The sequence below is a fragment of the Microbacterium pygmaeum genome, assembly GCF_900100885.1.
In the GTDB taxonomy this organism is placed as follows: domain Bacteria; phylum Actinomycetota; class Actinomycetes; order Actinomycetales; family Microbacteriaceae; genus Microbacterium; species Microbacterium pygmaeum.
Genome location: NZ_LT629692.1, coordinates 1,975,178 through 2,001,183, shown reverse-complemented (window position 1 = coordinate 2,001,183; position 26,006 = coordinate 1,975,178). Strand labels below are relative to the sequence as shown.

The window sequence follows — 26,006 nt, the reverse complement described above, 5'->3', positions numbered from 1 at the left end:
GCGGAGTCAGGCAAATGTTACGGGCATGTTTCGTGAATACCTGGAGAACAGGCTGTGTTCGCGCAATGAATCGTCATCCGAGGACGGCGGCGATGCGCTGGAAATCGTCGATCGACAGCTCTTCGCCACGCGCGGTGGGCGCCACGCCCGCCTGCTCCAGAATCGCGGATGCCTCGGCCGACGACCCGCCAAGGACGCCGGACAGCGCCTGACGGAGCATCTTGCGGCGCTGCTGGAACGCGGCATCCACGATGCGGAACGTCGCGAGTCGCTCCTGCTCACTGCCGCGGCGCTCCGCGGCGCGCGAGAATGCCACGAGGACCGAGTCGACGTTCGGGACGGGCCAGAACACCTGTCGCGAGACCGTTCCGGCCAGGCGCCACGGTCCGTACCAGGCGGCCTTCGCGCTGGGGGCGCCGTATGTCTTGGAACCCGGCGGCGCGGCCAGGCGCTCCCCGACCTCGGCCTGCACCATCACCACGCCGCGCTGGATCGACTCGAAGTGCTCCAGGAAGTGCAGCAGCACCGGCACCGAGACGTTGTAGGGCAGATTCGCCACCAGGACGGTGGGCTCCCCCGCCAGTTCGGTCACCCGCAGCGCGTCCGCGTCGACGACGGTCAGCGCGTCCTCGGCGACCCCGTGGGCTTCGGCCGTGCGAGGCAGCCGCTCGGCGAGGCGGTGATCGATCTCCACTGCGGTGACGCTCGCGCCGGTCTCCAGGATCGCCAGCGTCAATGACCCGAGACCAGGACCGACCTCCACCACACGCTCGCCGGCACGCACGCCTGCGACGTTCACGATCTTGCGCACGGTGTTCGCGTCGACGACGAAATTCTGCCCGAGCTTCTTGGTGGGGGTCACGTCGAGTTCGGCGGCGAGCGCGCGGATCTCGTTCGCGCCGAGCAGGTTCACGGGCATGCGTTCACTGTAACGACCCGCGGCACAAGGCCTGTCACTCGAGGTTCGGCGTCGCTATGGTTGCGCCATGACTGATGCCGGCTCGATACCCACAGGCTCCTTCACCCTCCGCGGGCCCTATGGGCGACGAGCCATCGGCCTGTCCGTGGCGGCCGCCGTCGGCGGCTTCCTGTTCGGCTTCGACTCCTCGGTGATCAACGGCGCCGTCGATTCGATCCAGGCCAACTTCGAGCTGAACGCCGTCATCACCGGGTTCGTCGTCGCCGTCGCGCTGCTGGGCTGCGCGGTCGGCGCCATCATCGCCGGCAACCTCTCGGACCGGTGGGGACGCCTTCGGGTCATGCTCCTGGGCGCGATCATGTTCTTCGTCAGCTCGGTCGGCTCCGCATTCACCTTCAGCGTTGCCGACCTCATCCTCTGGCGCGTCATCGGCGGTCTCGGCATCGGCATCGCCTCCGTGGTCGCCCCGGCCTACATCGCCGAGATCGCGCCGCGCCAGATCCGCGGCGGCCTGGCATCCCTCCAGCAGCTGGCGATCACCCTGGGCATCTTCGCCGCCCTCCTCAGCGACGCCCTCTTCGCGTGGGGCGCGGGCGGCGCATCCGAGCCGTTCTGGTTCGGCCTCGAGGCGTGGCGCTGGATGTTCCTGGTCGGCGTCGTGCCTGCCGCCGTCTACGGCATCCTGTCCTTCACCGTCCCGGAGTCTCCGCGGTATCTGATCTCGAAGGGCCGGAACGACGAGGCGAGGGAGATCTTCGCCAGGCTGGTGCCGCCCGCCGATCTCGATCAGACGATGACCGAGCTGACGAACGCGATCGAGTTCGACAAGAAGACGCAGGGTGTCAGCCTTCGAGGACCTGTGCTCGGACTCCAGGGCATCGTCTGGACCGGCATCATCCTGTCGGTGTTCCAGCAGTTCGTCGGCATCAACGTGATCTTCTACTACTCCACGACACTGTGGCAGTCCGTCGGCTTCCCGGAGAGCGCATCGCTCGGCATCAGCGTCGTCACCTCCATCACGAACGTGCTCGTGACCCTGATCGCGATCTTCCTCGTCGACCGCGTGGGTCGGAAGCCGATCCTGTTGACCGGCTCGGTGATGATGGCGGTGTCGCTGGCGCTGATGGCGGTGTCGTTCATGTTCTCCACGACCGACGCCGACGGCGCCGTGACCCTCGACGCACCCTGGGGTCCGATCGCCCTGGTCGCCGCCAATATCTTCGTCATCGGCTTCGGCGCATCATGGGGACCGCTCGTATGGGTACTGCTGGGCGAGATCTTCCCGAGCCGCATCCGCGGGAAGGCGCTCGGCGTCGCCGCCGGCGCCCAGTGGATCGCGAACTTCCTCATCACGGTCAGCTTCCCCGCGATGTCCAGCTGGTCGCTGCCCCTCACCTACGGCATGTACGCGACGTTCGCGGCGCTGTCGTTCTTCTACGTGCTCTTCAAGATCCCCGAGACCAAAGGTATGGAACTGGAGAAGACCGAGACGCTCTTCCACAAGCCCGCCAAGACGACGACGTAGTCGGATGCCGGGCTGGCCTTCGACGGCGGCTTCCATGTCCTGGGTCGCCGCAGACGCCGGCCCTCCAGTTCGCAGCGCGTGACGGTCCTCAGAAGGGTGCGGGTTCGGGGCTTGGGGTGAAGATGACGCGTGGCGGTTCGTCGACGTGTCTTCGTCCGCCGGGGGTGGTCCATTCGATTCGTCCGCCGCTCAGTTGTTTCGCAGTCCAGTCGGTTTCGGTCTTCATGGTGTGGTGTCGCACACACAGGCAGGCGAGATTGCGGATACAGGTTGCCCCGCCGTCGTGGTACTCGTCGTTGTGGTCGATCTGGCAGCGTCTGGCGGGTCGGCGGCATCCGGGGAACCGGCAGTGCTGGTCGCGGGCGTGCAGGAACCGGCGTTGCCGGGGCGTCGGCTTGTACCGGTCCACGGTGAGCACGACCGCGTTGACCGGGTCGTACATGACTCGATCCCACACGCGTGTCATCCCTGCGAGTCGTTGGGCGGCATCGGGGTCGATGGGTGCTTTCCCGTCGATCTCCGCACCCCCCTCGGTGACACCGGTCAGCGTCGTGAGGGGCATGGTGATCTGCACCTGCGCACGAATCGCACCGAGCCCGCCGGCAAACTCGTCCAGAGTGGGGTCGATCGCCGGGGACCCTGTCAAAATGAGGTCGATGATCAGGTCGGCGCGGATCTGATCGATCGTCCGGTCATCGAAGTCGGCTTCGGGATCGGTGGCGTCGAGGTCGGGAACACCGCCGGCATCGGCATCGATGTTCGTTTCTGCCCCAGAAGCCTCAGCAGCGCGGGCAGCCTCGGCCGCTTCGCGACGGCAAGCGAGGTCGACGTTCTTGATGGCCTCGGCTTGCTGGGTGATGCGGTCCAACACCGCGTGCGCGTAGACGGTGGGGACCATGAGGATGATCTGCGACATCGCATTGTCGAGATCCACGATCGTGATGGACCGTTCATCGGCGGCGTCCTCATGCCGTTCCTTCATCGTCCGCGGGTCCAGCTTCTCCGCCAGCTGCCGCGCATACGCCCGGGTGCGTCCCACGGTTTCCGCTTCCGCCCACTCGAGCACCACCGTCTCGAACGCGGCCCGCACCTCCGCATCCTCGAGCACGGCGCCGAGGTCGAGAATCACGTCGGCGTGCTGCTTCGTGATCCGCCCACCCTCCAACGCTGCAACGCTGGCGGGAAACAGGGTTCACCAGCCGCCACGCATCATGCATCCGGGTCTGCACAGTCCGGTCGTTCAGATGTGTTTCGACACTGATCTGGGAGGCGATGCACCACAACGGCATGTCACGTCTTCGGGAACTCGCCGACCCGATCCGCGCCGTCTGTTCTTGCGCCAGATCCCACGCCTCCGCGAGACGACGCAGCATCCGTGATTCATCGCCCGCGATCCTCGACCGGATCGCCGCACAATCATCCGCGATCGCATCGACCAATGCGTTCTCACGAAGGAACCGCTCCTGCTCGTCGTCCACAGCGCCCCTCGAAACCTCGACGACCCAACCCGGGAGAGGGCTGGTGTCGATCTCCGGGGCACTCGGTGATCGATGAGCACACCATCCCAGAAGCCTCGGACATCGCCGCCGGCGCTGCCCAGACGCGGTGCCGCGACGGGATCCTCCGCTCTCGATACCACTCGAGCGGCAGTATGCAATCTGCTAACCGAAACGACACGACCTGCGAGATGAGCAATCACCTCAACCCATAAACTCGCACCATGACGAACAACAAGCCCGCACACGAGAAGGTCCGCGAAGAGCGCGAAGACGCCCAGAAGGAGAAGGACCGTCTCGAAGCGGAGGAGCAGAAGCGCCTCGACGACGAAGACCGTCCGGAGTAGCTGATTCCGCGTCCCGCCCTTCTCTTAGGATGGCGGGATGCCTTCGCTCGGCGATCTGATCGCACCACGCCGCCTGGGCATCGACTTCCGCTGGCTGCTCGCGTCATCGTGGACGAGCAACCTCGGCGACGGGATCGCCCTCTCCGCGGCGCCGCTGCTGATCGCCTCGCTCACGTCCTCCCCACTGCTGGTGGCGGCGGGCGCGATGATGCAGTTCCTGCCGTGGCTGCTGTTCGGCTTGATCGCCGGCTCGATCGCCGATCACCACGACCGCCGCCGGCTGGTGATGCTCGCCAACGGATCCCGAGCGGTCATCGTCCTCGGTCTGGTCGTGTTCCTGCTGACCGGGCAGGTGACGGTGTGGATCGTGCTGGCGACGGCATTCCTGTACGGCACGGCCGAGGTCTTCGCCGATACGGCCGGCAGCACGCTGCTGCCGATGCTCGTCAAGCCGGCCGACCTCGGCATCGGCAACGCGCGACTGCAGGCGGGGTTCCTCGTCGGCAATCAGCTCGCGGGACCGCCGCTGGGCGCATTCCTCTTCGCGATCGGCTCGTTCTGGCCCTTCGTCGTGCAGATCGTCTGCGTGAGCCTCGCGGTCGTGCTGATCTCGCGGATCGCGCGCACGCCGATCCCACCCCGCGAGGACCCGGCGGGCGGCGCGAAGGTCCATCCGATCCGCGAGGGTCTTCGATGGCTGCGAGGCAACGCGCCGGTGCGCACGCTGGTGCTCATCATCCTGGTCTTCAACATCACCTGGGCGGCACCCTGGGGCATCCTCGTGCTCTACGCCACCGAGCATCTGCAGATGGGCCCGGTCGGCTACGGTGCGCTCACGACCGCATCGGCCCTGGGCGGTCTGATCGGGATCGGGTCCTTCGGCTGGCTCGAGAAGCACGTGTCGTTTGCGACGCTGATGCGCGTCTGCCTCTCGCTCGAAGTGCTCATGCACCTCGCGTTCGCGCTGACGACGAGCCCCGTGGTGGCCTTCGTCATCATGTTCGGCTTCGGCGCGTACGCCTTCGTCTGGGGCACGATCTCGACCACCGTCCGGCAGCGGCTCGTGCCGATGCAGCTGCAGGGGCGTATCGCCTCGGTCAACATGGTCGGCGTCTTCGGCGGGCTCGTGATCGGCCAGCTGATCGGCGGGCTTCTGGCTCAGGCGTGGGGCCTCACCGCGCCATGGTGGTTCGCCTTCGCGGGATCCGCGATCACGTTGGCTCTCGTGTGGCGGTCGATCTCGCACATCGCGGCCGCTCCCCCGGCCCTCGAGGCGGATCAGTCCTCGAAGGAGCCGTAGACCTCGAGCGTGTTCGCGGCCAGCTGGGCGCACAGCTCTTCGAGCCCGACCTCCAGCTGCACCGCCATGAACCGCACCGTCACCGGGATCAGGTACGGAGCGTTCGGCCGACCGCGGTGCGGGGTGGGCGTGAGGAACGGGGCATCCGTCTCCACGAGGATGCGCTCGCGCGGCGTCACCTTCAGCGCGTCGCGCAGATTCTGCGCGTTCTTGAAGGTCACATTGCCGGCGAACGAGAGGTAGTAGCCGCGCTTCGCGGCGATCTCGGCCATGGCGGCGTCGCCGGAGAAGCAGTGGAACACCGTGCGGTCGGGCGCCCCGACCCGCTCGAGGGTCTCCAGGACCGCGTCGTGCGCATCGCGGTCGTGGATCTGCATGGCGAGATCGTGCTTCTTGGCCAGGGCGATATGCGCCTCGAAGCTCTCGTGCTGCGCGGGGATGCCGTCCGCCTCGGTGCGGAAGAAGTCCAGCCCGGTCTCGCCGATGGCCCGCACGCGCGGCTGTGCCGCCAGCTCGTCGATGACGGCGATCGCCGCGTCGAGCGTCCCGGCGTCGCGGTAGGCGGGCGCCTCGTTCGGATGGATGGCGACGGCCGCGAGGACGCGTGGATCGGATGCCGCGGCCCAGGCCGACCAACGGCTCGAATCGATGTCGCCGCCGGCCTGCACGACGCCCATCACGCCGACCTCGCCCGCACGGTCGAGCTGCTCGCGAAGGCTCAGTCCCCCGGTGCCCGAGCCCGTCGACGGACCGTCGGCGATCTCGAGATGGCAGTGGTTGTCGTAGACGGGGACCGGGAGCGGCTCGGGGGCGTCCGGCCACTGCACGTCGCGGCGGCCCTCCTGGGTGCGCTCGCGGACGTAATTGCTGGGGTCGGTCATGCCGACTGTTCGACGCGAGGGAACAACGGCGCCAGGGCGTTCACGCTCGAACCGGGCCGGAGGATGCCCCAGGTGCCCGCCTCGCGCAGCGGCTGGTCCTGCAGCCGGCCGAGCGCATCGGCGGCACCCAGTGCCACCCAGAGCTTCTCGGTGGCGACCGGCATCACCGGCGACAGCAGCACCGCGAGCGCGCGCAGGCCCTCCGCCGCCGTGTACAGCACCGTGCCGAGGCGGCCGCGCTGCGCGTCGTCCTTCGCGAGCGCCCACGGCTCGTTCTCGGTGATGTAGCCGTTGAGTGCATCGACGATCGTCCAGATGGCGTCGATCGCCTCGTCGATGCGGAACCGCTCGATGGCCGCGTCTGCGGAGGTCGAGGCATCCGCCACGATCTGCTGGATCCTGAGGTCGGCCTCGGTGTACTCGGCAGCCGGCGGGACGATCCCCTCGAAGTAGCGCTCGATCATCGCCGTGGTGCGCGAGGCGAGGTTGCCGAAGCCGTTCGCCAACTCGGCTTGATACCGCGCTGCGAGGTCTTCCCAGGAGAACGATCCGTCCTGGCCGAAGGCGATCGCCGAGAGGAAGTAAAACCGGTACGCGTCCGACCCGAACACGTCGGTGATCTCGCTGGGCGCGATACCGGTGAGCTTCGACTTCGACATCTTCTCGCCGCCGACCAGCAGCCAGCCGTGCGCGAAGACACCGCGGGGCACCTCGACGCCGGCGGCGAGCAGCATGGCCGGCCAGATGACGGCGTGGAAGCGCAGGATGTCCTTGCCGACCACGTGATACGCGGGCCAGCGGCGGGCGAACTCCTCGGGGTCGCTGCCGTAGCCGACCGCGGTCGCGTAGTTGAGCAGTGCGTCCACCCACACGTAGATGACGTGCGATTCGTCCCACGGGACCGTGATGCCCCAGTCGAAGGTCGACCGCGAGATCGAGAGGTCCTTGAGGCCGTTCTTCACGAAGGACACGACCTCGTTGCGCGCCGACTCGGGCCGGATGAAGTCCGGCACCCTCCGGTAGAGCGCGAGGAGCTGATCCTGGAACTCGCTGAGTTTGAAGAAGTAGTTCTTCTCCTGCAGCAATTCCAGTGGCTTCGAGTGGATCGCGCAGACCTTCAGGCCCTCGAACGCTCCTGCGCCATCGACGATCTCGGACTCGGTCTTGAACTCCTCGCACCCCACGCAGTACAACGCCTCGAACTCGCCGGCATAGATGTAGCCGCGGTCGTAGATCGCCTGCACGAACTGCTTGACCCGGTCCTCGTGGCGAGGCTGCGTGGTGCGGATGAAGTCGTCGTTGGCGACATCGAGAGTCTCCAGCAGCGGGAACCACTCCTGCGAGACCAGCTTGTCGACCCACTCCTGAGGGGTCGAGCCGTTGGCGGCGGCGGCCCGCATCATCTTCTGGCCGTGCTCATCCGTACCGGTCAGCATCCAAGTGTCATCGCCGGCCTGACGGTGCCAGCGCGCGAGCGCGTCCACCGCCACTGTCGTGTATCCGTGGCCGATGTGCGGGACGTCGCTCGGGTAGTAGATCGGCGTCGTGATGTAGAAGGATTCGCCGGTAGGCATACCCTCGATTCTAGATCGCGCGGATGCCGCGGCTCGGCCGTGTGACGGGTGCGAGCGCGGCGGATCAGGCGCTCTCGCGCACGACGAGGGTCGTCGGCAGGACGACCGCTTCCCGCGGTATCCCGCGGATCACATCCAAGAGCATCTCCACCATCTTGGAGCTGATCTCCGGCCACGGCTGTCGCATCGTGGTCAACGGCGGGTCGTGTGTTGCGGCCAGGCCCGAGTCGTCGAAACCCGCGACGGCGATGTCCTGCGGCACGCGCCTGCCCAGCTTGCGCGCGGCCGCGATCGCCCCGACCGCCATGACATCGGATGCCGCGAACACGGCGTCGATGTCCGGTGCGCGCTCGAGCAGGCGGGTCATCGCCGCCGCCCCCGCATCGGAGTCGTAGGTGTCCTGTTCGACGAGGTCGGGATCGAACAGCTCCCCCATCTCGGCTCGGAAGCCCTCGAGCCGGAACCGACCGCCGGGCGTGTCATCTGGCCCGGTGATGACCGCGATCCTGCGGTGACCGCGATCGAGGAGGTAGCGGGTCATCATCCGGGCCGACCCGTCCTCGTCCACCGACACCGTCGGCACGAAGGCGTGATCACCCAGCGGGATGCCGCTGCAGACGGTCGGAACGCCGGCGTCCACCAGCGAGGTCAGCAGGGTGTTGGACTCGTGGGACGAGATCAGCAGCACCCCGTCGACGTGACCGGCCCGGACGTAGTGCTCGATGTTCGCCTGCGCGGACTCGGTGTCGGCGACCAGCAGCACGAGCGTCATCGACCGCTCGGCGAGGGCTTGCGTGGCTCCGCGCAGCAGCAGGGCGAAGGTCGGATCCGAGAACAGCAGGTGCTGCGGCTCGGTGAGCAGGAACGCGAGCGAGTCCGAGCGTCCGGTGGCGAGGCTTCGGGCATGGTGATTGGTGGTGTACCCGGTGCGGGCGATCGCGGCGTCGACCGCGGTGCGGGCGTCGGGCGAGACCCAGTGTCCCCCGTTGATGACGCGCGACACCGTTCCCCGCGACACACCGGCTGCGGCCGCGACGTCGCGGATGGTGGGGCGCCGCTGGGGGGCATGCCCGATCGGGGAGGACTCATCCACGCGGGAACTCTAGCGGCTGCACGGGGCTGCGGTGCGCACATTCTGGGACCGGTCACAGTTCGATAACGAGGGTTCCCGCACCGACGCGGACCGATTTAGGGTGGGACGAACACCCCACTGGGACCGGTCACAGTCGCCCGCACGGTTCGGCGTCCCCGGTTCGACGACACCGAGGAATCCTTTTCATGACGTCAGCAGTTCCGTGGCCCGCGCTCGACGGGATCGCCTATGGCGGCGACTACAACCCCGAGCAGTGGTCGCGGGAAACCTGGCACGAGGACGTCGCCCTCATGCGCGAGGCGGGCGTCACGCTGGTCAGCGTCGGCATCTTCTCCTGGGCCCTCCTGGAGACCAGTAAAGGCGTGTTCGACTGGGAATGGCTCGACGAGGTGCTGGATCTTCTGCATGCGAACGGCGTCGCCGTCGATCTCGGAACGCCCACGGCGTCTCCCCCGGCATGGTTCTTCGCCGCGCATCCCGACGCCCGCGTCCTCACCCGGGACGGCGTCGCCCTGGGCTTCGGCTCCCGGGGCATGGCCTCGCACTCCTCGCCGGACTATCGGGCGGCCTCCGTGCGCATCGCGACCGAGCTCGCCCGGCGATACGCGCACCATCCCGCCGTCGTGCTGTGGCACGTGCACAACGAATACGGAACGCCCGTCGGGGAGGACTACTCCGCACACGCCGTGCGCGAGTGGCGGGCGTGGCTGAGGGAGCACTACGGCAGCCTGGACGAGCTGAACGCCGCCTGGGGGACGGCATTCTGGGGTCAGCACTATGGCGAGTGGGAGCACATCGGGGCGCCCGCGACCGCGGCATCCGTCGTCAATCCGGCCCAGCGACTTGACTACGCGCGATTCACCGACGTCCAGCTTCGCGCCTGCTTCATCGCCGAACGCGACGCGATCCGCGCCCATGCCGCTCAGCCGATCACCACGAACTTCATGGCCAATCAGCACAACGGCTGCGACCTGTGGGCGTGGGCGAAGGAAGTGGACATCGTCTCGGACGACCACTACCTGTGGGCAGCCGACGAAGACGCCGAGATCGGACTCGCGATCGCGGCCGACCTCTCCCGCTCGGTCGGCGGCGGCATGCCCTGGATCCTCATGGAGCATTCGACCTCGGCCGTGAACTGGCAGCCGCGCAACATCGCGAAGGTACCGGGAGAGATGGCCCGCAACTCCTTCTCGCACTTCGGTCGCGGAGCGGACGGCATCCTGTTCTTCCAGTGGCGCGCAGGCCGCTCGGGAGCCGAGAAGTTCCACTCGGCGATGCTCCCCCATGCCGGCGCGGACTCGCGCGTCTTCCGCGAGGTCGTGGACCTCGGCGCGAAACTCGGGCGGCTCGCAGAGGTGCGGGGCTCGCGCGTGCACGCAGACGTGGCGATCCTGTGGGACTTCGAATCGTTCTGGGCGCAGGGCCTGGAATGGCGGCCGTCCGACGACCTCGACAACCACGAGCGGATCCGCGCCTTCTACGAGCGCCTGTGGCGCGACAACATCACCGTGGACTTCGCCCTGCCCGGCCACGACCTCTCCGGCTACCGACTGGTCATCGCACCGGCGCAGTATCTCCTCTCCCGATCGGATGCCGCGAACCTGAACAGCTACGTGGAGCGCGGCGGCACTCTCGTGGTGTCGTTCTTCTCCGCCGTCGTCGACGAGAATGACGCCGTGCACGAGGGAGGCTTCCTCGCTCCACTCGCGGAGTCGCTGGGCGTGCGCGTCGAGGAGCACCTGCCGATGCGCGAGGGCGCGGTCGCCGATCTGCGCTTCGACGACGCGCTGCTCACGGCCGACGTCTGGCAGGAGGATCTCGTGATCGCGGGTGCGGAGACACGCGCGACGTATCTCGGCGGACCCGCCGCGGGCAAGCCCGCGATCACGCGGCATCAGCACGGCGACGGCGTGGGCTGGTACGTGAGCACTCGGCCGGATGCGCGATCGCTGGCGGTCCTCATGTCCCAGATCTACCGCGATGCGGGGATCTCCCCGGCGGATTCGCCCGAGGGGCTGGAGGTCGTCCGTCGTCACGGCGACGGGGTGGAGTACGTGGTCGCCATCAATCACTCCGAGACCGCGGTGGACATGCCGACGGCGGGGTTCGACCTGCTGACGCAGCAGGAGATCACCGACACCGCGACCTTGGCTGCAGGGCACGTCGCCGTCATCCGCAGCTCATCCGCGGACGAAGGGGGTGGTCACTGACCGCCACCCGCTCTGCGTGAGGACCACCGGTCCAGCGCAGTACTGCGATATCCGCCGTGGCCGACCGGCTGCGGCACCACACCGGTCGTAATGACGCGACTCCGCCGGAGCCGCGCATCGACCACCTCCGAGAGGAAGATCAATGCGCAAGATGGGAATCGGCGTCGTCGCACTCGCGTCGGCCGCTCTGCTGCTGTCCGGCTGCTCCGGTGGCTCGGCAGCACCCGACGCCACCGACGGCGGCGGCGACGCGGGCGGAGAACTCGTCATCTGGACCGATGAGAATCGCAAGCCCGCGATCGAAGCGGCTGCCGCCGCCTTCGAGGACGAGACCGGCACCAAGGTGACACTGGTGCAGAAGAACTTCGAGGACATGCGTGCGGACTTCATCGCGCAGGTCCCCACCGGCGAAGGCCCCGACATCACGATCGGCGCCCACGACTGGCTCGGCGCATTCGTCGCGGCCGGCGTCGTGGACACGATCGACCTCGGCGACAAGGCCGATTCCATCGAGCAGGTGGCGGTGGAGGCGATGACCTACGACGGTCAGCTCTACGCCCTCCCGTACGCGCTGGAAGCCGTCGCGCTCGTGCAGAACACCGACCTGGTCGGCCAGGACGCACCGGCGACCTGGGACGACGCGATCACCGCGGCGACCACCGCCGGCGCCGCGCGTCCGATCGTGATCAACACGGGCGGGCAGACCGGAGACGCCTACACGATGTACGGCTTCCAGACCTCGTTCGGCGCACCGGTGTTCGTGCAGGACGACTCCGGCTCGTACACCAGCGAGGTCGGCATGGGCGGAGCCGCCGGAGACGCATTCGCCACCTGGCTCGGTGCCAACGGAAGTGCCGGCACCGGCATCATCTCCACGACGGTGGACTACGACACGAACAACGAACTGTTCGCCTCGGGTCAGGCCGCGTACACAGTGCAGGGGCCGTGGGCCATCGAGGCGCTCACCGCTGACGGCGTGAACATCAAAGTGAACCCGATCCCCTCCGCCGGAGGAGAGACGGCCGCACCGTTCGTCGGCGTGCAGGGCTTCTACGTCAGCTCGGAGTCGGCCAACGCGCTTCTGGCGCAGGACTTCCTGGTCAACTACATCGCGACCGACGACGCCCAGAAGGCCCTCTACGAGGCAGACCCGCGCATCCCCGCGTGGAAGACGCTCGCCGAGGAGGTCTCCTCCGACCCGGTGATCGCCGGCTTCATCGCCTCCGCACAGAACGGCGTGCCGCAGCCCTCGATCCCCGAGATGGGCTCGGTCTGGGATCTCTGGAACGCCGCACAGGTCCAGATCATCGGCGGGGCCGACCCCGTGGCGACCTGGAACACGATGGTCGCCGACCTTCAGGCCGCGATCGGCTGATCGGACGCGCGGGGCGGTCCTCCGCCCCGCGCGCCCCTCCCCACGGATCAAGACAGGAGCAGGAGATGACGCTGCCCGGCAGCACGGTGGCGGGACCGCATTCCGGCGACGCACCACCCAGACAGAGCTCGACCTCACGCGGCGAATCGCACGCGCGCCGATGGCGTGGACCTGGGTGGGGGTTCCTGGTCAAGCTGGCGCTGATGGCGATCGTCAACGCCGTCAGTCTCCTCGCGATCGTCAGCGCGTTCCGCGCCGAGTCGTGGGTGATCTTCGGCGTGGCGGTCGTGCTGCTCCTGCTCGCCGACATCGTGTACTTCACGAAGAGGGCGCTCCCGCTGAAGTACCTCTTCCCCGGGCTCACGTTCCTCTTGATCTTCCAGGTGTTCATCTTCCTGTACACCGGCTACATCGCCTTCACCAACTACGGCACCGGGCACATCGGCACGCAGGAGCAGGCGGTCAATGCGGCGCTCACGCAGGGTGAGCGCCGGCTCGAGGACTCCCCGACCTATCCCCTCGCCGTGATCGAACGGGGCGGGGAGTACGGCTTCGCCATCGTCGAGGACGAGGACGTGCTGGCCGGCGACACGGACGAGCCGCTTGCGCAGGTGCGGGGCGCCGAGATCGGCGCGACCGGCGCTCCCGTCGCGGTGCCCGGCTGGAACGTCGTGGCCCGCAACCAGGTCCTCACCGATCCCGCGCTGCAGGAGATCATCACGAATCTGCGGGTCCCGGTCTCAGACGATCCGAACGACGGCTCGATCCGGACCCGAGAGGGTACGACGGGGGCGGTGTACGAGTCGACCCTGGTCTGGGACGAGTCCGCGCAGACCATCACCGACACCGCCAGCGGCACCGTCTACCGCGCGACCGACACCGGCAGCTTCGTCGCCGACGACGGGTCCGCTCTGCCCGCGGGCTGGTACGTCGGGGTCGGATTCGACAACTTCATCCAGATCTTCACCGACCCGAAGCTGCAGAGTGCGCTGGGGATCGTGACGCTGTGGACGTTCGCCTTCGCGCTGCTGTCCGTCGCCATCCCGTTCCTCATGGGCCTCATCGTCGCGATCATCTACAACGATCCGCGCGTGCGGGGGCGCAAGGTCCTGCGGACGCTGTTCATCCTGCCGTACGCATTTCCCGCGTTCATGTCGGCGCTGCTGTTCCGGGGGATGTTCAACGCGGAGTTCGGCGTGATCAACGACCTCTTCTTCTTCGGCGCCCAGATCAACTGGCTCGGTGATCCGTGGCTGGCGCGGATCGCCGTGCTGTGGGTGAACGTGTGGCTCACCTACCCGTACTTCTTCCTCGTGTGCACCGGTGCCCTCCAGTCACTGCCGAAGGACTCGCTCGAAGCGGCATCCATCGACGGAGCCGGGCGCTCGCGGCAGATGCGCTCGATCATCCTTCCGCTCGTCCTGGTCGCGACGGCGCCTCTGCTGATCTCATCCTTCGCCTTCAGCTTCAACAACTTCACGACGATCTACATGTTCAACAACGGCGGGCCGGCGATACCGGGCGCGCCGTTCGCGCTCGGCTACACCGACATCCTGATCTCCGCGATCTACCGCATCTCCGGCGTCGCCGGTGGCGCTGCGGACTTCGGACTGGCGAGCGCGCTGTCGATCCTCGTGTTCCTCGTCGTCGGACTCATCTCGGCGATCGCCTTCCGCCAGACCCGCAAGCTCGAGGAGTACCAGTGATGTCCACGCGCGCCGTCGCAGCACCGACGTCTCAGACCGCAGGACCGGCTTCCTCCCGCAGCGGCGCCAAACGCCGACGCTGGGTGCTCGAGGTCGGTTGGAAGTACCTCCTGGCGATCGTCATCATCTTCTACGCGGCCTTCCCGCTGGTCTACGTCGTCTCCGCATCCTTCAACCCGGGCGGGAACCTGTCGGCCGCGAACGCCCTGTTCAGCACGTTCGACCTCACGAACTACGCTGCGCTCGGACAGACCAGCTACTGGGCCTGGTACGGCAACACGCTCCTGATCGGAGGGGTCGCGGCGATCGGAGCCGTGCTGATGGGCGCGTCGGCCGCCTATGCGTTCTCGCGCTTCCGATTCGCGGGAAGACGGCTGAGTCTCACGTCGCTGCTGATCATCCAGATGTTCCCGCAGGCGCTCGCCTTCATCGCGATCTTCCTGCTGCTCCTGGCGCTCGGCGAGGTGGTGCCCGCGCTCGGCCTCAACTCCAAGATCGCGCTCATCTGCGTGTATCTCGGAGGCGCACTCGGGACCAACACCTTCCTCATGTACGGCTTCTTCAACACCATTCCGATGGAGTTGGACGAGTCGGCCAAGATCGACGGTGCGACCCACGCCCAGATCTTCTGGCGCCTCATCATGCCGCTCGTGACGCCGATCCTGGCCGTCGTCGCCCTCCTGGCCTTCATCGCGGCGTTCGGCGATTTCATCATCGCCCGTCTCGTCCTGGTCTCCCAGGACAACTGGACGTTGGCCGTCGGGATGTTCCAGTGGGTGTCCGACCAGCTCTCGTCCAACTGGGGCCTGTTCGCGGCGGGCGCGGTGCTGGCCGCCCTGCCCGTGCTGATCCTGTTCCTGTCGCTGCAGCGCTACATCGTGGGCGGGCTGACCTCGGGCGCGGTCAAGGGCTGAGGGTCCCTCGCTGCGCGAGGGACGCCTGGTAGAGCTCCCTCGACGAGTGGCCGGTGTGCGCGGAGACCTCGGCCGCGGCATCCTTCAACCGCACCCCGGTTCGCACCTGCTCGAGCACCTGCGCGACCGCATCCGGAAAGGCGACCTCCGCTGCCGGGGCGCCTTCCACGACGAGGACGACCTCGCCGCGCACGCCCGCGGAGGCCCACTCGACGAGTTCGGCCGCCGTCCCGCGCGCGACCTCCTCGTGCAGCTTGGTCAGCTCCCGGCAGACGGCGACACGGCGATCGGAGCCGAGGACCGACGCGATGTCGGCGAGCGAGGCGGGGGTGCGCGCCGGAGACTCGAAGAACACCATCGTTCGCCGCTCCCCCTGCAACGCCCGCAGGGCGCCGCGGCGGTCGCCTGGCTTGCGCGGCAGAAATCCCTCGAACGTGAAGCGATCGGTCGGCAGGCCCGAGACCGCCAGTGCGCTCAGCACCGCGCTCGGCCCGGGGATCACGGTCACGCCGACGCCGGCCGCAGCAGCGGCCGCGACGAGTCCGTAGCCCGGGTCGCTGACCGTCGGCATGCCGGCGTCGCTGAGGACGAGGAGGTCTTCGGACGCCGCCAGTGCGACCAATTCGCCGGCTCGCTGCTTCTCGTTGTGATCGTGCAGGGCGATCAGTCTCGGCCGGTTCACGACACCGAGCGCGGCGAGCAGCCGCTGCGTGGTGCGCGTGTCTTCGGCGGCGATCACTGTGGCGTTCTCGAGCGCCTCGATGAGGCGCCGTGACGCGTCGCCGAGATTGCCGATGGGCGTCGCGGCGAGGATGATCACCCTCCCAACCTTAGGCTGGTCGCTGTGTCTTCCACCGAGCCGCCCCTCGTGCAGACGCGCGCCTCGGTCTACGACAGGTGGGCGGCGCGGATCCGGGCCGATCCGCGCCTGCAACGGCGGTGGGCGTGGCTGGCTCCGACGCTGATCACGGCGCTCGGCGCCGTGCTGCGGCTCTGGGATCTGGGGCATCCGCGCGCCTTCATCTTCGACGAGACGTATTACGTCAAAGACGCCTGGAGCCAGTGGAATCTCGGCTACGCCTCGACCTGGCCGGAGGGCGCGAACGAGACGTTCCTGGGCGGGGCGCCCGACGTCTTCAGCGCGACCGGCAGCTTCGTCGTGCACCCGCCGCTCGGCAAGTTCTTCATCGGTCTGGGCATGGCCCTGTTCGGCCCGGACTCGACGTTCGGCTGGCGGTTCGCGACGGCGGTGTTCGGCATCGCGCTGGTCCTGCTGGTCTATCTCGTCGCCCGGACGCTGACCGGCTCCGTCGTGTTCGCCGGTGTCGCCGGGCTGCTGATGGCGATCGACGGCCTCGCGATCGTGCTCAGCCGGGTCGCCCTGCTGGACAACTTCCTGGCCTTCTTCGTACTGCTCGCCTTCTGGTTCGTCCTGCTGGATCGCCGGCGGCACCTGGACCGTCTCGCCGCACTGGTCGCGCTGCGGTCGCTGGACGGCACGCGCCCCACGTGGGGTCCGGTGCTGTGGAACCGGCCCTGGCTGATCGCCGCAGGCGCCGCAGCAGGCGCCGCGACGGCCGTCAAGTGGTCGGGCCTGTACGTGATCGTCGCGCTGGGCATCTACGTCGTGGTCACCGACGCGCTGGCGCGGCGGCGCGCGGGCGTGGGGTTCTGGCCGACCGATGCCGCGTTCCGGCAGGGACCGGTGAGCTTCGTGCTGTTCGTCCCGGTGGCCTTCGTGATCTACCTCGCGTCGTGGACGGGCTGGCTCGTCACGGGCGGCGGCTACGGCCGGCACGCGCTGGACGCCGCGGCAGCCTCGGCGAGCGGATTCTGGTCGTGGGTTCCGCTGTCGCTGCAGAACCTGTGGAAATACCACGTCGCGATCTACGACTTCCACGTCGGACTCAGCTCGCCGCACGGCTATGCGAGCCCGGCCTGGCAGTGGCCGCTGCTGCTTCGGCCCACCTCGATGTACAGCGAGCTGACCCCGTACGGCGAGGCGGGCTGCGGCTCGGGCAGCGGCTGCATGGAGAACATCTACAGCATGCCCAACCCGCTGATCTGGTACGCGAGCGTCGCCGCGGCGCTCTACCTGATCTACCGGTTCGTCGTCTCCCGGGACTGGCGGATCGCCGTCATCCTCACCGGCATCGCGGCGACCTACGTGCCGTGGCTGCAGTATCCGGAACGGACGATGTTCCAGTTCTATACGATCGCGATCCTGCCCTTCCTGCTGCTCGGGCTGACCTACGCGCTCCGCGAGATCGCAGGACACCCGGAAGCGGACGCGTATCGGCGCATCAGCGGGCAGCGCATCGTCCTGATCTTCCTGGCCGTCGTCGTGGTGCTCTCGGCGTTCTGGTATCCGATCGTCGCGGGGATCTCCGTGCCGTACGACTTCTGGCACGTGCACGCCTGGATGACGGGCTGGGTCTAGGCCGCGAGCCCGGCGGGATCGGTCACCGGCAGCCGGCAGGCGAAGCGCACGCAGTCGTAGGCTGTCGGGGCGCCGCCGCGCTCGAGCTTTCCCTCGAACAGCTCGAAGCCCGCGAGGGCGAGATCATGCGCCTGCTCGGCCGTCACGATCGTCACGATGTCGGCCGGGATGGCGCGCGCAGTCGTCACGAGCAGCGCCTCCGGGCGCTCCGAGACGACGACGAGCTGCCGGGGCGGGCGCGCCAGTCGTGCGGCGGTACGGAGCAGGGCGCCGTAGGCGAGCGGTTGGCTCAGAGCGGATGCCGCGTGCGCCGCGACCGTCTGTTCCGCCAGCGCCCTCCAGCGGTCGCCGCCACCCAGCAGCCACAGCACGTAGGCGGCATCGGCGAGCGAGGCCGGGCCGGACGGCTCGTCGCCGTCGGATGCGGCATCCGGAGCGGAGAGATCCTGTCCGGCCAGCACCGCGTCGCCGCCGCCGGGAGCGCGGATCGGACTCCGGGGATCTTCGGGGCGCTCCAGGGACGCCTCGACGAGTTCGCGTGCGCGTAGCGCGTAGGCGACCTCGCCCGTGGCGACCGTCAGCGCCAGCAGGCCACCGGCGAACTGTCCGTAGTCGGCCAGTGTCGCCGACGCTGGTGAGGCGATGTCATCGAGCGACGCGCGCACCAGAGATCCGTCCGGGCGGACGTTGGCGCCCAGCACCGCGTCGGCCGCCCACCGGGCGGACTCGATCCATGCGGGTTCGCCGTAGCGCGTGCCCGCCCGCGCGAGCGCGGCGATGGCGAGGCCGTTCCAGCCGGTCACGACTTTGCCGTCGACCGCCGGCGGGTCAAGACTCGATCGCCCCGCGGCATCCCGCAGATAGAAGCCGCCTTCGCTGCGCTGCCCGTCAATCCACGACTCGGAGTCCTGCGCGGCGCCGAATCCGCCGGAGGGCTGCTGCAGCACCTCGGTCAGGAACGCCGCGATGCCCCGCGCAGTCGACTCGTCGCCGGCATCGACGGCGATCTCGAGCAGCTGCGCGTTGTCGGTCAGCATCCGCTCGTAGTGCGGCACGGTCCAGTCCCGCCGGGTCGCGTAGCGGAAGAAGCCCCCCTCCACGTCGTCCCGCAGCGGCGATGCGGCCATCGCGCCAAGGGCGCGCTCGGCCACTGCCGCGGCTTCGGGATCGGTCGCGCGTACGGTGCCGGTCTGCAGGAATCGCAGCGCAGTGGCGATCGGGAACTTCGGCGTCGCCGGATCCTCGCCCCCGAAGCCGCCGTACTCGCGGTCTTCACGTGCAGCGATCGCCGATGCGGCGCCGGCGATCTCGCCGACATCGGGTGTCGTGCCGGCTCCGTCGGGCGCGTTGCGCGCCTCGGCGAGCGCGGCCACGACCGCCACGGCGGTCTCATCGACCTGTTCGCGGCGCTCGGTCCACGCTTCGCGCGCAGCCTCCAGCACCTGGGGGAAGGACGGCATGCCGCCGCGCGGCTCGGGCGGGAAGTACGTCCCCGCGTAGAACGGGCGCCCCTCGGGCGTGACGAATACGGTCAGCGGCCAGCCCAGGTGCTGCGTGAAGGCGGATGCGGCCGCCATGTAGGCGGCATCCACCTCCGGATGTTCCTCCCGGTCGACCTTGATCGCCACGAAGTCCGCGTTCAGCGCCGCCGCGGTCCGCTCATCCGAGAAGGACTCGCGCGCCATCACGTGACACCAGTGGCAGGTCGAGTAGCCGATGGACACCATCACCGGCACGTCGCGGCGGCGCGCCTGCGCGAACGCCTCCTCGCCCCACGGGAACCACGCGACCGGATTTCCGGCGTGCGAGCGAAGGTACGGACTCGCCGAGTTCTCGAGGCGCTCGTTCACCGCCGGCTCCGATCCGTCCGTGCTCAGTTCACCTCGTCGGGGTGCGCGCTGACCCGTCCGGAGCCGTCCTCCGGGTCGAGCGCGTCGATCGCCGCGATCTCGGCGTCCGAGAGCTCGAAGTCGAACACGTCGAGGTTCTCCTCGAGACGCTCGCGGCGCACGGACTTCGGGAAGACGATGTTGCCCTTCTGCAGGTGCCAACGCAGGACGACCTGCGCGGGCGACTTGGCGTGGGCGGATGCCGCGTCCTTCACCGCCGGGATGCCGAACAGGTCGTACTTGCCCTGACCGAGCGGACCCCATGCCTCGATGGCGACGCCGTGCCCCGCGGCCCAGTCGGTCACGTCGCGCTGCTGGTGCGCGGGGTGCAGCTCGATCTGGTCGACGGCGGGCGTGACGCCGGTCTCAGCGACGATGCGCTCCAGATGCGGGACGAGGAAGTTCGAGACGCCGATGCTGCGGGCAAGACCCCGGTCGCGGATCTCGATCAGCTTCTGCCACGCGTGGACGAAGTTGTCTTTCGCGGGGGTGGGCCAGTGCACGAGGTAGAGGTCGACGCGCTCGAGGCCGAGCTTGTCGAGGCTCTCGCGGATCGCGGCATCCGGCTCGTCCCCGTCGTGCCGGTCGTTCCACAGCTTGGTGGTGATGAACAGCTCGTGGCGCGGGATCCCCGCCTTCGCGATGGCCGCGCCGACACCCTCCTCGTTGCCGTAGATGGCGGCGGTGTCGATGTGGCGGTAGCCGACCTCGAGGGCTTCGGCGACCGCGCGCTCGGTGTCTGCCGGCGGCACCTTGAAGACGCCGTAGCCGAGTTGCGGGATGTCGTAGCCGTCGTTGAGCTGAACCGTGGGAATCGTCATGGTTCCAGCCTAGATCGGCGCTACCAGCCCTTGTCGGGTTCGCTCGCGATCGGGGCCGAGGTCTGGGTTCCGCGATGTCCGCGCCGGATCGGGCGCCCCGGACCCTTGCGCTGCACCGGGCGGTCGAAATGAGCGAGCGGGTCGTTCTCCATGCCGAGCTCCTCGTCCCACCCGAGCCGGAGATTCCATTTGTGCCGCAGGTCGGCCACGATCATCTCCAGCACGTCCAGACCCTCTGATGTCAGCCGGTACCAGCGCCACTGGAAGTCGCCGCGAACGTCGATGAAGCCGGCGTCTCGGAGCAACCGCAGATGTTTCGAGACCGCCGTCCGACTGATGCGGTACTCGCCGCCGACGACGGCGGCCAACTCACCCGCGGTGTGCTCCCCGCTGGCGAGGACGTCGATGATCCGACGCCGCACCGGTTCGGCGAGCGCTTCGAATGGATGCATGGCGTGACGATCGAGGAAACCCTGCAGGACCGCCGCCGGATCCGTGTGCTCGTCTTCGTCGTCGTCATCGTCATCGTCATCGTCATCGTCGCCGTGCTGATCGAACTCGTCGACATCGTCGACGTCGTCGTCGTCATCCGCGGCGAGGTATCCGCGTCGCTCGTCGTGAGACGAATCCTCTGAACTCATGGCGACACTGTAGGGACGACGAATGCCGCGCGAGCGCGCTGTCCACATATTCTCGGCGTTGAACGCTTCTGGAGCGCGTTGAACTTCGCGCTCACACTCCCCGTACACCCGCTCACTACGCGTCGAACTTCGCGCTCATTGCATCTGACAGCAGGCAGTCCCGCTGAGCGGGAAGTGCGACACGCCGTCGTCCGCATGTCAGGCACCTATGTGAGCATGAAGTTCAACGCCCTACGGGAGAAGCAGAGTCCGCCGTTGCCGAAGACTTCTCGCCGCACCGATCAGGTGGACCTCCCTATAGGGGCCTGCGAACCGGTAGCCGTTCTGCTCGACCCACTCGCTGAGCGTCATCCACGAGTCGCCGATCCCCGCCCTGACCCCGTGGTGCACGAGCGTTGCCGCAAGCGGCACGTGAGCCAGCGTGACATCCGCGAAATCACCCACGGGGTCGTCGTCCGTCGCCGCATACCCGCGTGGACGATGACCTCACCGGCATCCGACTCCATCTCCGCTCCCTCGCCGGTGTCGTAGATGACCGACGGGTCGCGCGGCGGCACGCCGGCGCGTTCCAGCGCGGGGAACAGCCGGTCATAGAGCGGGCCGATCGCGAGCCAGCTCGGTCGTATCGACCGGATCCCGCAGCGCGGATCGGATTTCCTCCAGGCCCACGCCGAGATCACGCAGCCCGACGATCCGGATGAGCGTCGACAACTGCGATGCGTCCTACCGCCGAAGCATCCGCACGCTCACCCGCCCGTAGGCGGCGACCTGTCCGTCGGCGTACATGATCAGTCCTCACACGATGTCAGGGTCAAGCGGAAACGCGCCCGAGGCACGACGACTTTAGACTGGAAGGCTATGTCCTCCCCAGAACCCGTGATCTCTTATCCGCCGGAGCTGCCCGTCAGCGCCGCGCGCGATGAGATCGCGCGTGCGATCCGCGATTCCCAGGTCGTGATCGTGGCCGGAGCGACCGGATCGGGCAAGACCACGCAGCTGCCGAAGATCTGTCTTGAACTCGGACGCACCCGGATCGCGCACACGCAGCCGCGACGCATCGCTGCGCGCACGATCGCCGAGCGCATCGCCGAAGAGCTCGAAGTGCCCCTCGGCACGACGGTCGGCTACAAGGTGCGCTTCACGGACAAGGTCTCGGAGGACACGCGCATCGCGCTGATGACCGACGGCATCCTGCTCAACGAGATCCACCGCGACCGGCTGCTGCGCCGCTATGACACGATCATCGTCGACGAAGCCCACGAGCGGTCGCTGAACGTCGACTTCCTGATCGGATATCTCACGCGCATCCTGCCGAAGCGGCCGGATCTGAAGGTGATCATCACCAGCGCGACGATAGATCCCGAGAGCTTTGCGAAGCATTTCGCGGATGCCGCGGGCAACCCGGCCCCGATCGTCGAGGTCTCCGGCCGGACGTACCCGGTCGAGGTGCGCTACCGCCCGCGCGACGAGCGGGCCGACGACGACGTGGACGGCATTTCCGCCGCGCTGCGTGAACTCGACCGCGAGTCATCCGGAGACGTGCTCGTCTTCCTGCCGGGCGAGGCCGAGATCCGCGATGCTGCGGATGCCGTGCGGGGCATGTATGCCAAGGACGCCTCGCCGACCGAAGTGCTCCCTCTCTACGGGCGCCTCTCGGCCGCCGAGCAGCACCGGGTCTTCGAGCGTTCGGCGATCGCCGGGGTGCGGCGCCGGGTCATCCTCGCGACCAATGTCGCCGAGACGAGTCTCACGGTGCCCGGCATCCGGTACGTCATCGACACCGGCACCGCGCGCATCTCCCGCTACAGCAATCGCACCAAGATCCAGCAGCTGCCTATCGAGGCCGTGTCGCAGGCATCCGCCCAGCAGCGCTCCGGGCGGGCGGGCCGCACCAGCCCCGGCATCGCGATCCGGCTGTACTCCGAGGAGGACTTCGCCTCCCGCGATGAGTTCACCGAACCCGAGATCCTTCGCACGAGCCTGGCGGCGGTCATCCTGCAGATGCTCGCGCTCGGCTTCGGCGACATCGGCGAGTTCCCGTTTCTGACCAAGCCGGACTCGCGCGGTGTGAAGGCGGCGTTCGACCTGCTCGTCGAGCTCGGGGCGGTCGACCCTTCAGCAGGCTCAGGGGCCGGAGGAAGCGGCTCAGGGAGCGGACGAGGCGGCGCAGGAACCGGGCGCCTCACCGACCTCGGCCGCGAGATCGCGCGACTGCCGATCGACCCGCGCTTCGCGCGCATGCTCGTGCAGGCCCGCCGATCCGGCGTCCTGCGGGACGTACTGGCGATCGTGGCGGGCATGTCCATCCAGGACGTCCGCGAGCGCCCGTCCGCCGACGACCCCAAGCGCCGCGACGAGGCCGATCGGCTGCACGCCCGATTCACGGATCCGACGAGCGACTTCCTCAGCGTCCTCAACCTCTGGCAGTACCTGCAGGAGCAGCAGCGCGACCTGGGCTCGAGCGCCTTCCGGCGGCTGTGCCGCGCCGAGCACCTCAACTACGTGCGCGTGCGGGAATGGACCGACGTTCATCGGCAGCTCTCGCAGCTGCTCGGCATCAAGCGCGCCGACGGCGAGGTCGCGGGCACCGCCGATCCCGATCGGATCCATCAGGCGATCCTGTCCGGGCTCCTCTCGCATATCGGCATCCTCGACGAGCGATCCGCCGCTCGCGATCCGAAGCGGGACCCGAAGCGCCCGCCCGCCGCCGAGTACCTCGGCGCGCGCGGCGCGCGCTTCTCGATCTTCCCGGGCTCGGGGCTGCGCAAGAAGCGCCCCACCGCGATCATGGCTGCGGAGCTCGTCGAGACGAGCCGGCTGTTCGCCCGCACCGTAGCCGTGATCGACCCCGAGTGGGCGGAGCCCCTCGCCGGCGACCTCGCCAAGCGCTCCCTCAGCGAACCGCACTGGTCCAAGGCGTCGGGTGCGGCATCCGTGTACGAGAAGATCACCCTGTTCGGCGTCGAGATCGTGCCGCGCCGCCGTGTGCAGCTCTCGCGGTTCGACCGCCCGATGGCGCGCGAGCTGTTTCTGCGCAACGCCCTGGTCGAGGGCGACTGGGACTCATCGCACCTCGACAAGCGGCTCACTGCGTTCGAGCGCCGCAACCTCGAGCTGCGCCGCCGGCTGCAGAAGATCGAGGAGCGCGAGCGACGACGCGACATCCTGGTCGGCGACGAAGCCGTCTACGCGTTCTACGCCGCGCGCATCCCGAGGGAGGTGCTCGATGTCCGCTCGTTCGAAGTGTGGTGGCGGGATGCCGCGGCTCGAACGCCACGCCTCCTCGACATGACCGAGGCCGACCTGCTGGATGAGACCGGCCGCAGCGACGAGCGCGACTTCCCGGCCCGCTGGACGCAGGGCGATCAGGTGCTCTCGCTTGCGTACCGGTTCGAACCCGGCGCGCCGGATGACGGGGTCACCGTCGTCGTGCCGCTCGCCCTGCTCGCACAGCTTCGTCCGGAGGGCTTCGACTGGCAGGTACCGGGCATGCGCGACGAGCTGGTCACGGCACTGCTGCGGGCCCTCCCCAAGGCGATCCGGCGGCACGTCGTCCCGGCGGCGGACTGGGCGGCGACGTTCGCGGAGCAGATCGCCGGCCAGGGACCCGAGTCCCACGATGGCGTCCCGGCCACGACGATGCGTGCCGCGCTCGCGGCACGCATCCAGCCGATCGCGAACCAGCCGGTCAGCGCGGAGGACTTCGACATGGAGCGGGTGCCCGTTCACCTGCAGGTGTCCTTCCGCGCCGTCGACGAGCGAGGTCGCGCGGTCGGCTCCGGCCGCGACCTCGCTGAGCTGCAGCACCGACTGGGCGACCGGGCGCGCAGTTCGGTGTCCCGTTCGCTGAGCACGCCAAGTGCGACCGACCGGTCCGCGACCTCGTCCGACCGGCCCCCGACCTCCGGCATCTCCCCGTCGAGGAGTCGCGACGCACCACCGGGCTCCACGACCTCGGGCGGCTCTGGTGCGGTCGGCTTCGCCGAACGCTCCGGCATCACCGGCTGGGATTTCGACGAGATCGCTCCGGTCGTGGACACCAGGGTGGCGGGCGGGGTCGTGCGCGGCTACCCCGCGCTGGTGGATGACGGCGCGAGCGTCTCGCTGCGCGTGGAGACGACGGCGGATGCCGCGGCTCGCGCGACTCGCGCAGGCGTTCGGCGCCTCCTCCTTCTGGCGGTGCCCTCCCCCGTGTCGTACGTGCTCGAGCACCTCACCTCCGCCGAGAAGCTCGCCCTCGCGGCCTCCCCCTATCCGTCCGCGAAGGCGCTCATCGAAGACGCCCGCGTCGCGGTGGCCGACGCCGTGCTCGAACGCAGCACGGGGGGCGAGCCGATCCGCACCCGCGCAGCATTCGAGCGCGCCCGCGACGCGTTCTCGAAGACGGTCGTCGACGAACTGTTCCAGACGGTGTCGCTGCTCGCCCGCATCCTCACCGCGTCGCGCGACGTCGAACGGGCCGTGCGCGACCAGAACTCGATGACGCTCCTCGGTGCGCTCGGCGACGTGAAGGCCCAGCTGTCGGGACTGGTCTATCCGGGCTTCGCCGCACGAACCGGCGTCGCACGACTCGTGCACTACCCGCGGTACCTGCGCGGAGCGCTCGAGCGGGTGAAGGCCCTCGCCGACAACCCCGGCCGGGATCGCCAGCGGATGACCGAGTTCGAACGCGCGGCCCTCCTGTTCGCCGAGGCCGGCGGCGTCCTCCCCGTATCGCCCGATGCCGCCGCCGAGCTGCAGCACACCCGGTGGCTCCTGGAGGAGTACCGTGTGAGCCTCTTCGCGCAGGCGCTGGGCACTGCGGAGCCGGTGTCGCTGCAGCGCATCCAGAAGGCGCTTCGCGGCCCGGCATGACCGGTCGCGTCGATCCGGTGG

20 protein-coding genes are annotated in these 26,006 nt (G+C 68.6%); 10 read left to right on the top strand and 10 right to left on the bottom strand.

What is annotated here, in order from left to right; genetic code table 11:
- Positions 1-73 precede the first annotated feature (73 nt).
- The gene (gene rsmA / locus BLT19_RS09405) at positions 74-919 is read right to left on the bottom strand and encodes a 16S rRNA (adenine(1518)-N(6)/adenine(1519)-N(6))-dimethyltransferase RsmA (RefSeq protein ID WP_091489106.1); all 846 of its coding nucleotides are present in this window, start codon (positions 917-919) and stop codon (positions 74-76) included.
- Between the two features lie 67 nt (positions 920-986).
- On the opposite strand from rsmA, the gene BLT19_RS09400 reads away from it, so the two are divergent.
- A complete protein-coding gene (locus BLT19_RS09400; RefSeq protein ID WP_091489104.1) occupies positions 987-2,444 on the top strand; it encodes a sugar porter family MFS transporter in 1,458 nt (485 codons plus the stop codon).
- An 88-nt stretch (positions 2,445-2,532) separates the two neighbouring features.
- Here the strand turns inward: BLT19_RS09400 and BLT19_RS09395 are convergent, their stop codons facing one another.
- A complete protein-coding gene (locus BLT19_RS09395; RefSeq protein WP_091489101.1) occupies positions 2,533-3,633 on the bottom strand; it encodes an HNH endonuclease signature motif containing protein in 1,101 nt (366 codons plus the stop codon).
- 531 nt (positions 3,634-4,164) lie between these two features.
- Here BLT19_RS09395 and BLT19_RS18125 point away from each other — a divergent pair.
- Positions 4,165-4,287 (top strand): hypothetical protein, encoded by a 123-nt coding sequence (locus BLT19_RS18125; RefSeq protein WP_269457404.1) that lies wholly within the window; start codon positions 4,165-4,167, stop codon positions 4,285-4,287.
- Positions 4,288-4,324: 37 nt separating this feature from the next.
- Positions 4,325-5,587 (top strand): MFS transporter, encoded by a 1,263-nt coding sequence (locus tag BLT19_RS09390; RefSeq protein WP_091489099.1) that lies wholly within the window; start codon positions 4,325-4,327, stop codon positions 5,585-5,587.
- Here BLT19_RS09390 and BLT19_RS09385 read toward each other — a convergent pair.
- The 3 genes from BLT19_RS09385 to BLT19_RS09375 form a co-directional block, all read right to left on the bottom strand.
- A complete protein-coding gene (locus BLT19_RS09385; RefSeq protein WP_091489096.1) occupies positions 5,566-6,468 on the bottom strand; it encodes a TatD family hydrolase in 903 nt (300 codons plus the stop codon). The genes BLT19_RS09390 and BLT19_RS09385 overlap by 22 nt on opposite strands.
- Positions 6,465-8,042 (bottom strand): methionine--tRNA ligase, encoded by a 1,578-nt coding sequence (metG, locus tag BLT19_RS09380; protein ID WP_091489093.1) that lies wholly within the window; start codon positions 8,040-8,042, stop codon positions 6,465-6,467. Before metG ends, BLT19_RS09385 begins: the two co-directional genes overlap by 4 nt.
- 64 nt (positions 8,043-8,106) lie before the next feature.
- A complete protein-coding gene (locus BLT19_RS09375) occupies positions 8,107-9,135 on the bottom strand; it encodes a LacI family DNA-binding transcriptional regulator (protein WP_231917590.1) in 1,029 nt (342 codons plus the stop codon).
- Positions 9,136-9,320: 185 nt separating this feature from the next.
- On the opposite strand from BLT19_RS09375, the gene BLT19_RS09370 reads away from it, so the two are divergent.
- From BLT19_RS09370 to BLT19_RS09355, 4 genes are all read left to right on the top strand, one after another.
- On the top strand, positions 9,321-11,345 hold the full coding sequence (locus BLT19_RS09370) for a beta-galactosidase (protein ID WP_091489090.1): 2,025 nt from the start codon (positions 9,321-9,323) through the stop codon (positions 11,343-11,345).
- A 142-nt stretch (positions 11,346-11,487) separates the two neighbouring features.
- Positions 11,488-12,720, top strand: coding sequence for a sugar ABC transporter substrate-binding protein (locus BLT19_RS09365; protein WP_091489087.1), 1,233 nt, complete (start codon positions 11,488-11,490; stop codon positions 12,718-12,720).
- Positions 12,721-12,785: 65 nt separating this feature from the next.
- Positions 12,786-14,426: an ABC transporter permease subunit gene (locus BLT19_RS09360; protein ID WP_091489085.1), complete on the top strand. Its 1,641-nt coding sequence runs from the start codon at positions 12,786-12,788 to the stop codon at positions 14,424-14,426.
- Complete coding sequence (locus tag BLT19_RS09355) at positions 14,426-15,340, top strand: sugar ABC transporter permease (RefSeq protein WP_091489082.1); 915 nt, start codon at positions 14,426-14,428, stop codon at positions 15,338-15,340. The genes BLT19_RS09360 and BLT19_RS09355 overlap by 1 nt, the downstream gene beginning before the upstream one ends.
- Here BLT19_RS09355 and rsmI read toward each other — a convergent pair.
- Complete coding sequence (rsmI, locus tag BLT19_RS09350; RefSeq protein ID WP_091489080.1) at positions 15,330-16,160, bottom strand: 16S rRNA (cytidine(1402)-2'-O)-methyltransferase; 831 nt, start codon at positions 16,158-16,160, stop codon at positions 15,330-15,332. The two genes, BLT19_RS09355 and rsmI, sit on opposite strands and share 11 nt — an antisense overlap.
- A 24-nt stretch (positions 16,161-16,184) precedes the next feature.
- On the opposite strand from rsmI, the gene BLT19_RS09345 reads away from it, so the two are divergent.
- Positions 16,185-17,780 (top strand): dolichyl-phosphate-mannose--protein mannosyltransferase, encoded by a 1,596-nt coding sequence (locus BLT19_RS09345; protein WP_231917589.1) that lies wholly within the window; start codon positions 16,185-16,187, stop codon positions 17,778-17,780.
- Here BLT19_RS09345 and BLT19_RS09340 read toward each other — a convergent pair.
- From BLT19_RS09340 to BLT19_RS17640, 3 genes are read right to left on the bottom strand one after another with little or no spacing between them, the layout of a single operon-like run.
- Complete coding sequence (locus BLT19_RS09340; protein ID WP_091489077.1) at positions 17,777-19,630, bottom strand: thioredoxin domain-containing protein; 1,854 nt, start codon at positions 19,628-19,630, stop codon at positions 17,777-17,779. The genes BLT19_RS09345 and BLT19_RS09340 overlap by 4 nt on opposite strands.
- 23 nt (positions 19,631-19,653) lie before the next feature.
- Positions 19,654-20,490, bottom strand: a complete 837-nt coding sequence (locus BLT19_RS09335; protein ID WP_091489075.1) for an aldo/keto reductase — start codon at positions 20,488-20,490, stop codon at positions 19,654-19,656.
- Positions 20,491-20,510: 20 nt separating this feature from the next.
- Positions 20,511-20,942, bottom strand: coding sequence for an ArsR/SmtB family transcription factor (locus BLT19_RS17640; protein WP_157681839.1), 432 nt, complete (start codon positions 20,940-20,942; stop codon positions 20,511-20,513).
- Positions 20,943-20,945: 3 nt separating this feature from the next.
- Between BLT19_RS17640 and BLT19_RS17635 the strand changes: the two genes are divergently transcribed.
- Positions 20,946-21,125 (top strand): hypothetical protein, encoded by a 180-nt coding sequence (locus tag BLT19_RS17635; protein WP_157681838.1) that lies wholly within the window; start codon positions 20,946-20,948, stop codon positions 21,123-21,125.
- 237 nt (positions 21,126-21,362) lie between these two features.
- On the opposite strand, the gene BLT19_RS09325 is transcribed toward BLT19_RS17635, so the two are convergent.
- On the bottom strand, positions 21,363-21,575 hold the full coding sequence (locus tag BLT19_RS09325) for a hypothetical protein (protein ID WP_091489071.1): 213 nt from the start codon (positions 21,573-21,575) through the stop codon (positions 21,363-21,365).
- A 414-nt stretch (positions 21,576-21,989) separates the two neighbouring features.
- Here BLT19_RS09325 and hrpA point away from each other — a divergent pair, with 414 nt between their 5' ends.
- Complete coding sequence (gene hrpA / locus BLT19_RS09320; RefSeq protein ID WP_091489069.1) at positions 21,990-25,985, top strand: ATP-dependent RNA helicase HrpA; 3,996 nt, start codon at positions 21,990-21,992, stop codon at positions 25,983-25,985.
- Positions 25,986-26,006 lie beyond the last annotated feature (21 nt).

Bases quoted from the DNA above. Each gene is read 5' to 3' on its own strand.
- rsmA (WP_091489106.1), bottom strand. From the start codon at position 919: ATGCCCGTGAACCTGCTCGGCGCGAACGAGATCCGCGCGCTCGCCGCC.
- BLT19_RS09400 (WP_091489104.1), top strand. From the start codon at position 987: ATGACTGATGCCGGCTCGATACCCACAGGCTCCTTCACCCTCCGCGGG.
- BLT19_RS18125 (WP_269457404.1), top strand. From the start codon at position 4,165: ATGACGAACAACAAGCCCGCACACGAGAAGGTCCGCGAAGAGCGCGAA.
- BLT19_RS09390 (WP_091489099.1), top strand. From the start codon at position 4,325: ATGCCTTCGCTCGGCGATCTGATCGCACCACGCCGCCTGGGCATCGAC.
- BLT19_RS09385 (WP_091489096.1), bottom strand. From the start codon at position 6,468: ATGACCGACCCCAGCAATTACGTCCGCGAGCGCACCCAGGAGGGCCGC.
- metG (WP_091489093.1), bottom strand. From the start codon at position 8,042: ATGCCTACCGGCGAATCCTTCTACATCACGACGCCGATCTACTACCCG.
- BLT19_RS09370 (WP_091489090.1), top strand. From the start codon at position 9,321: ATGACGTCAGCAGTTCCGTGGCCCGCGCTCGACGGGATCGCCTATGGC.
- BLT19_RS09365 (WP_091489087.1), top strand. From the start codon at position 11,488: ATGCGCAAGATGGGAATCGGCGTCGTCGCACTCGCGTCGGCCGCTCTG.
- BLT19_RS09360 (WP_091489085.1), top strand. From the start codon at position 12,786: ATGACGCTGCCCGGCAGCACGGTGGCGGGACCGCATTCCGGCGACGCA.
- BLT19_RS09355 (WP_091489082.1), top strand. From the start codon at position 14,426: ATGTCCACGCGCGCCGTCGCAGCACCGACGTCTCAGACCGCAGGACCG.
- BLT19_RS09335 (WP_091489075.1), bottom strand. From the start codon at position 20,490: ATGACGATTCCCACGGTTCAGCTCAACGACGGCTACGACATCCCGCAA.
- BLT19_RS17640 (WP_157681839.1), bottom strand. From the start codon at position 20,942: ATGCATCCATTCGAAGCGCTCGCCGAACCGGTGCGGCGTCGGATCATC.
- hrpA (WP_091489069.1), top strand. From the start codon at position 21,990: ATGTCCTCCCCAGAACCCGTGATCTCTTATCCGCCGGAGCTGCCCGTC.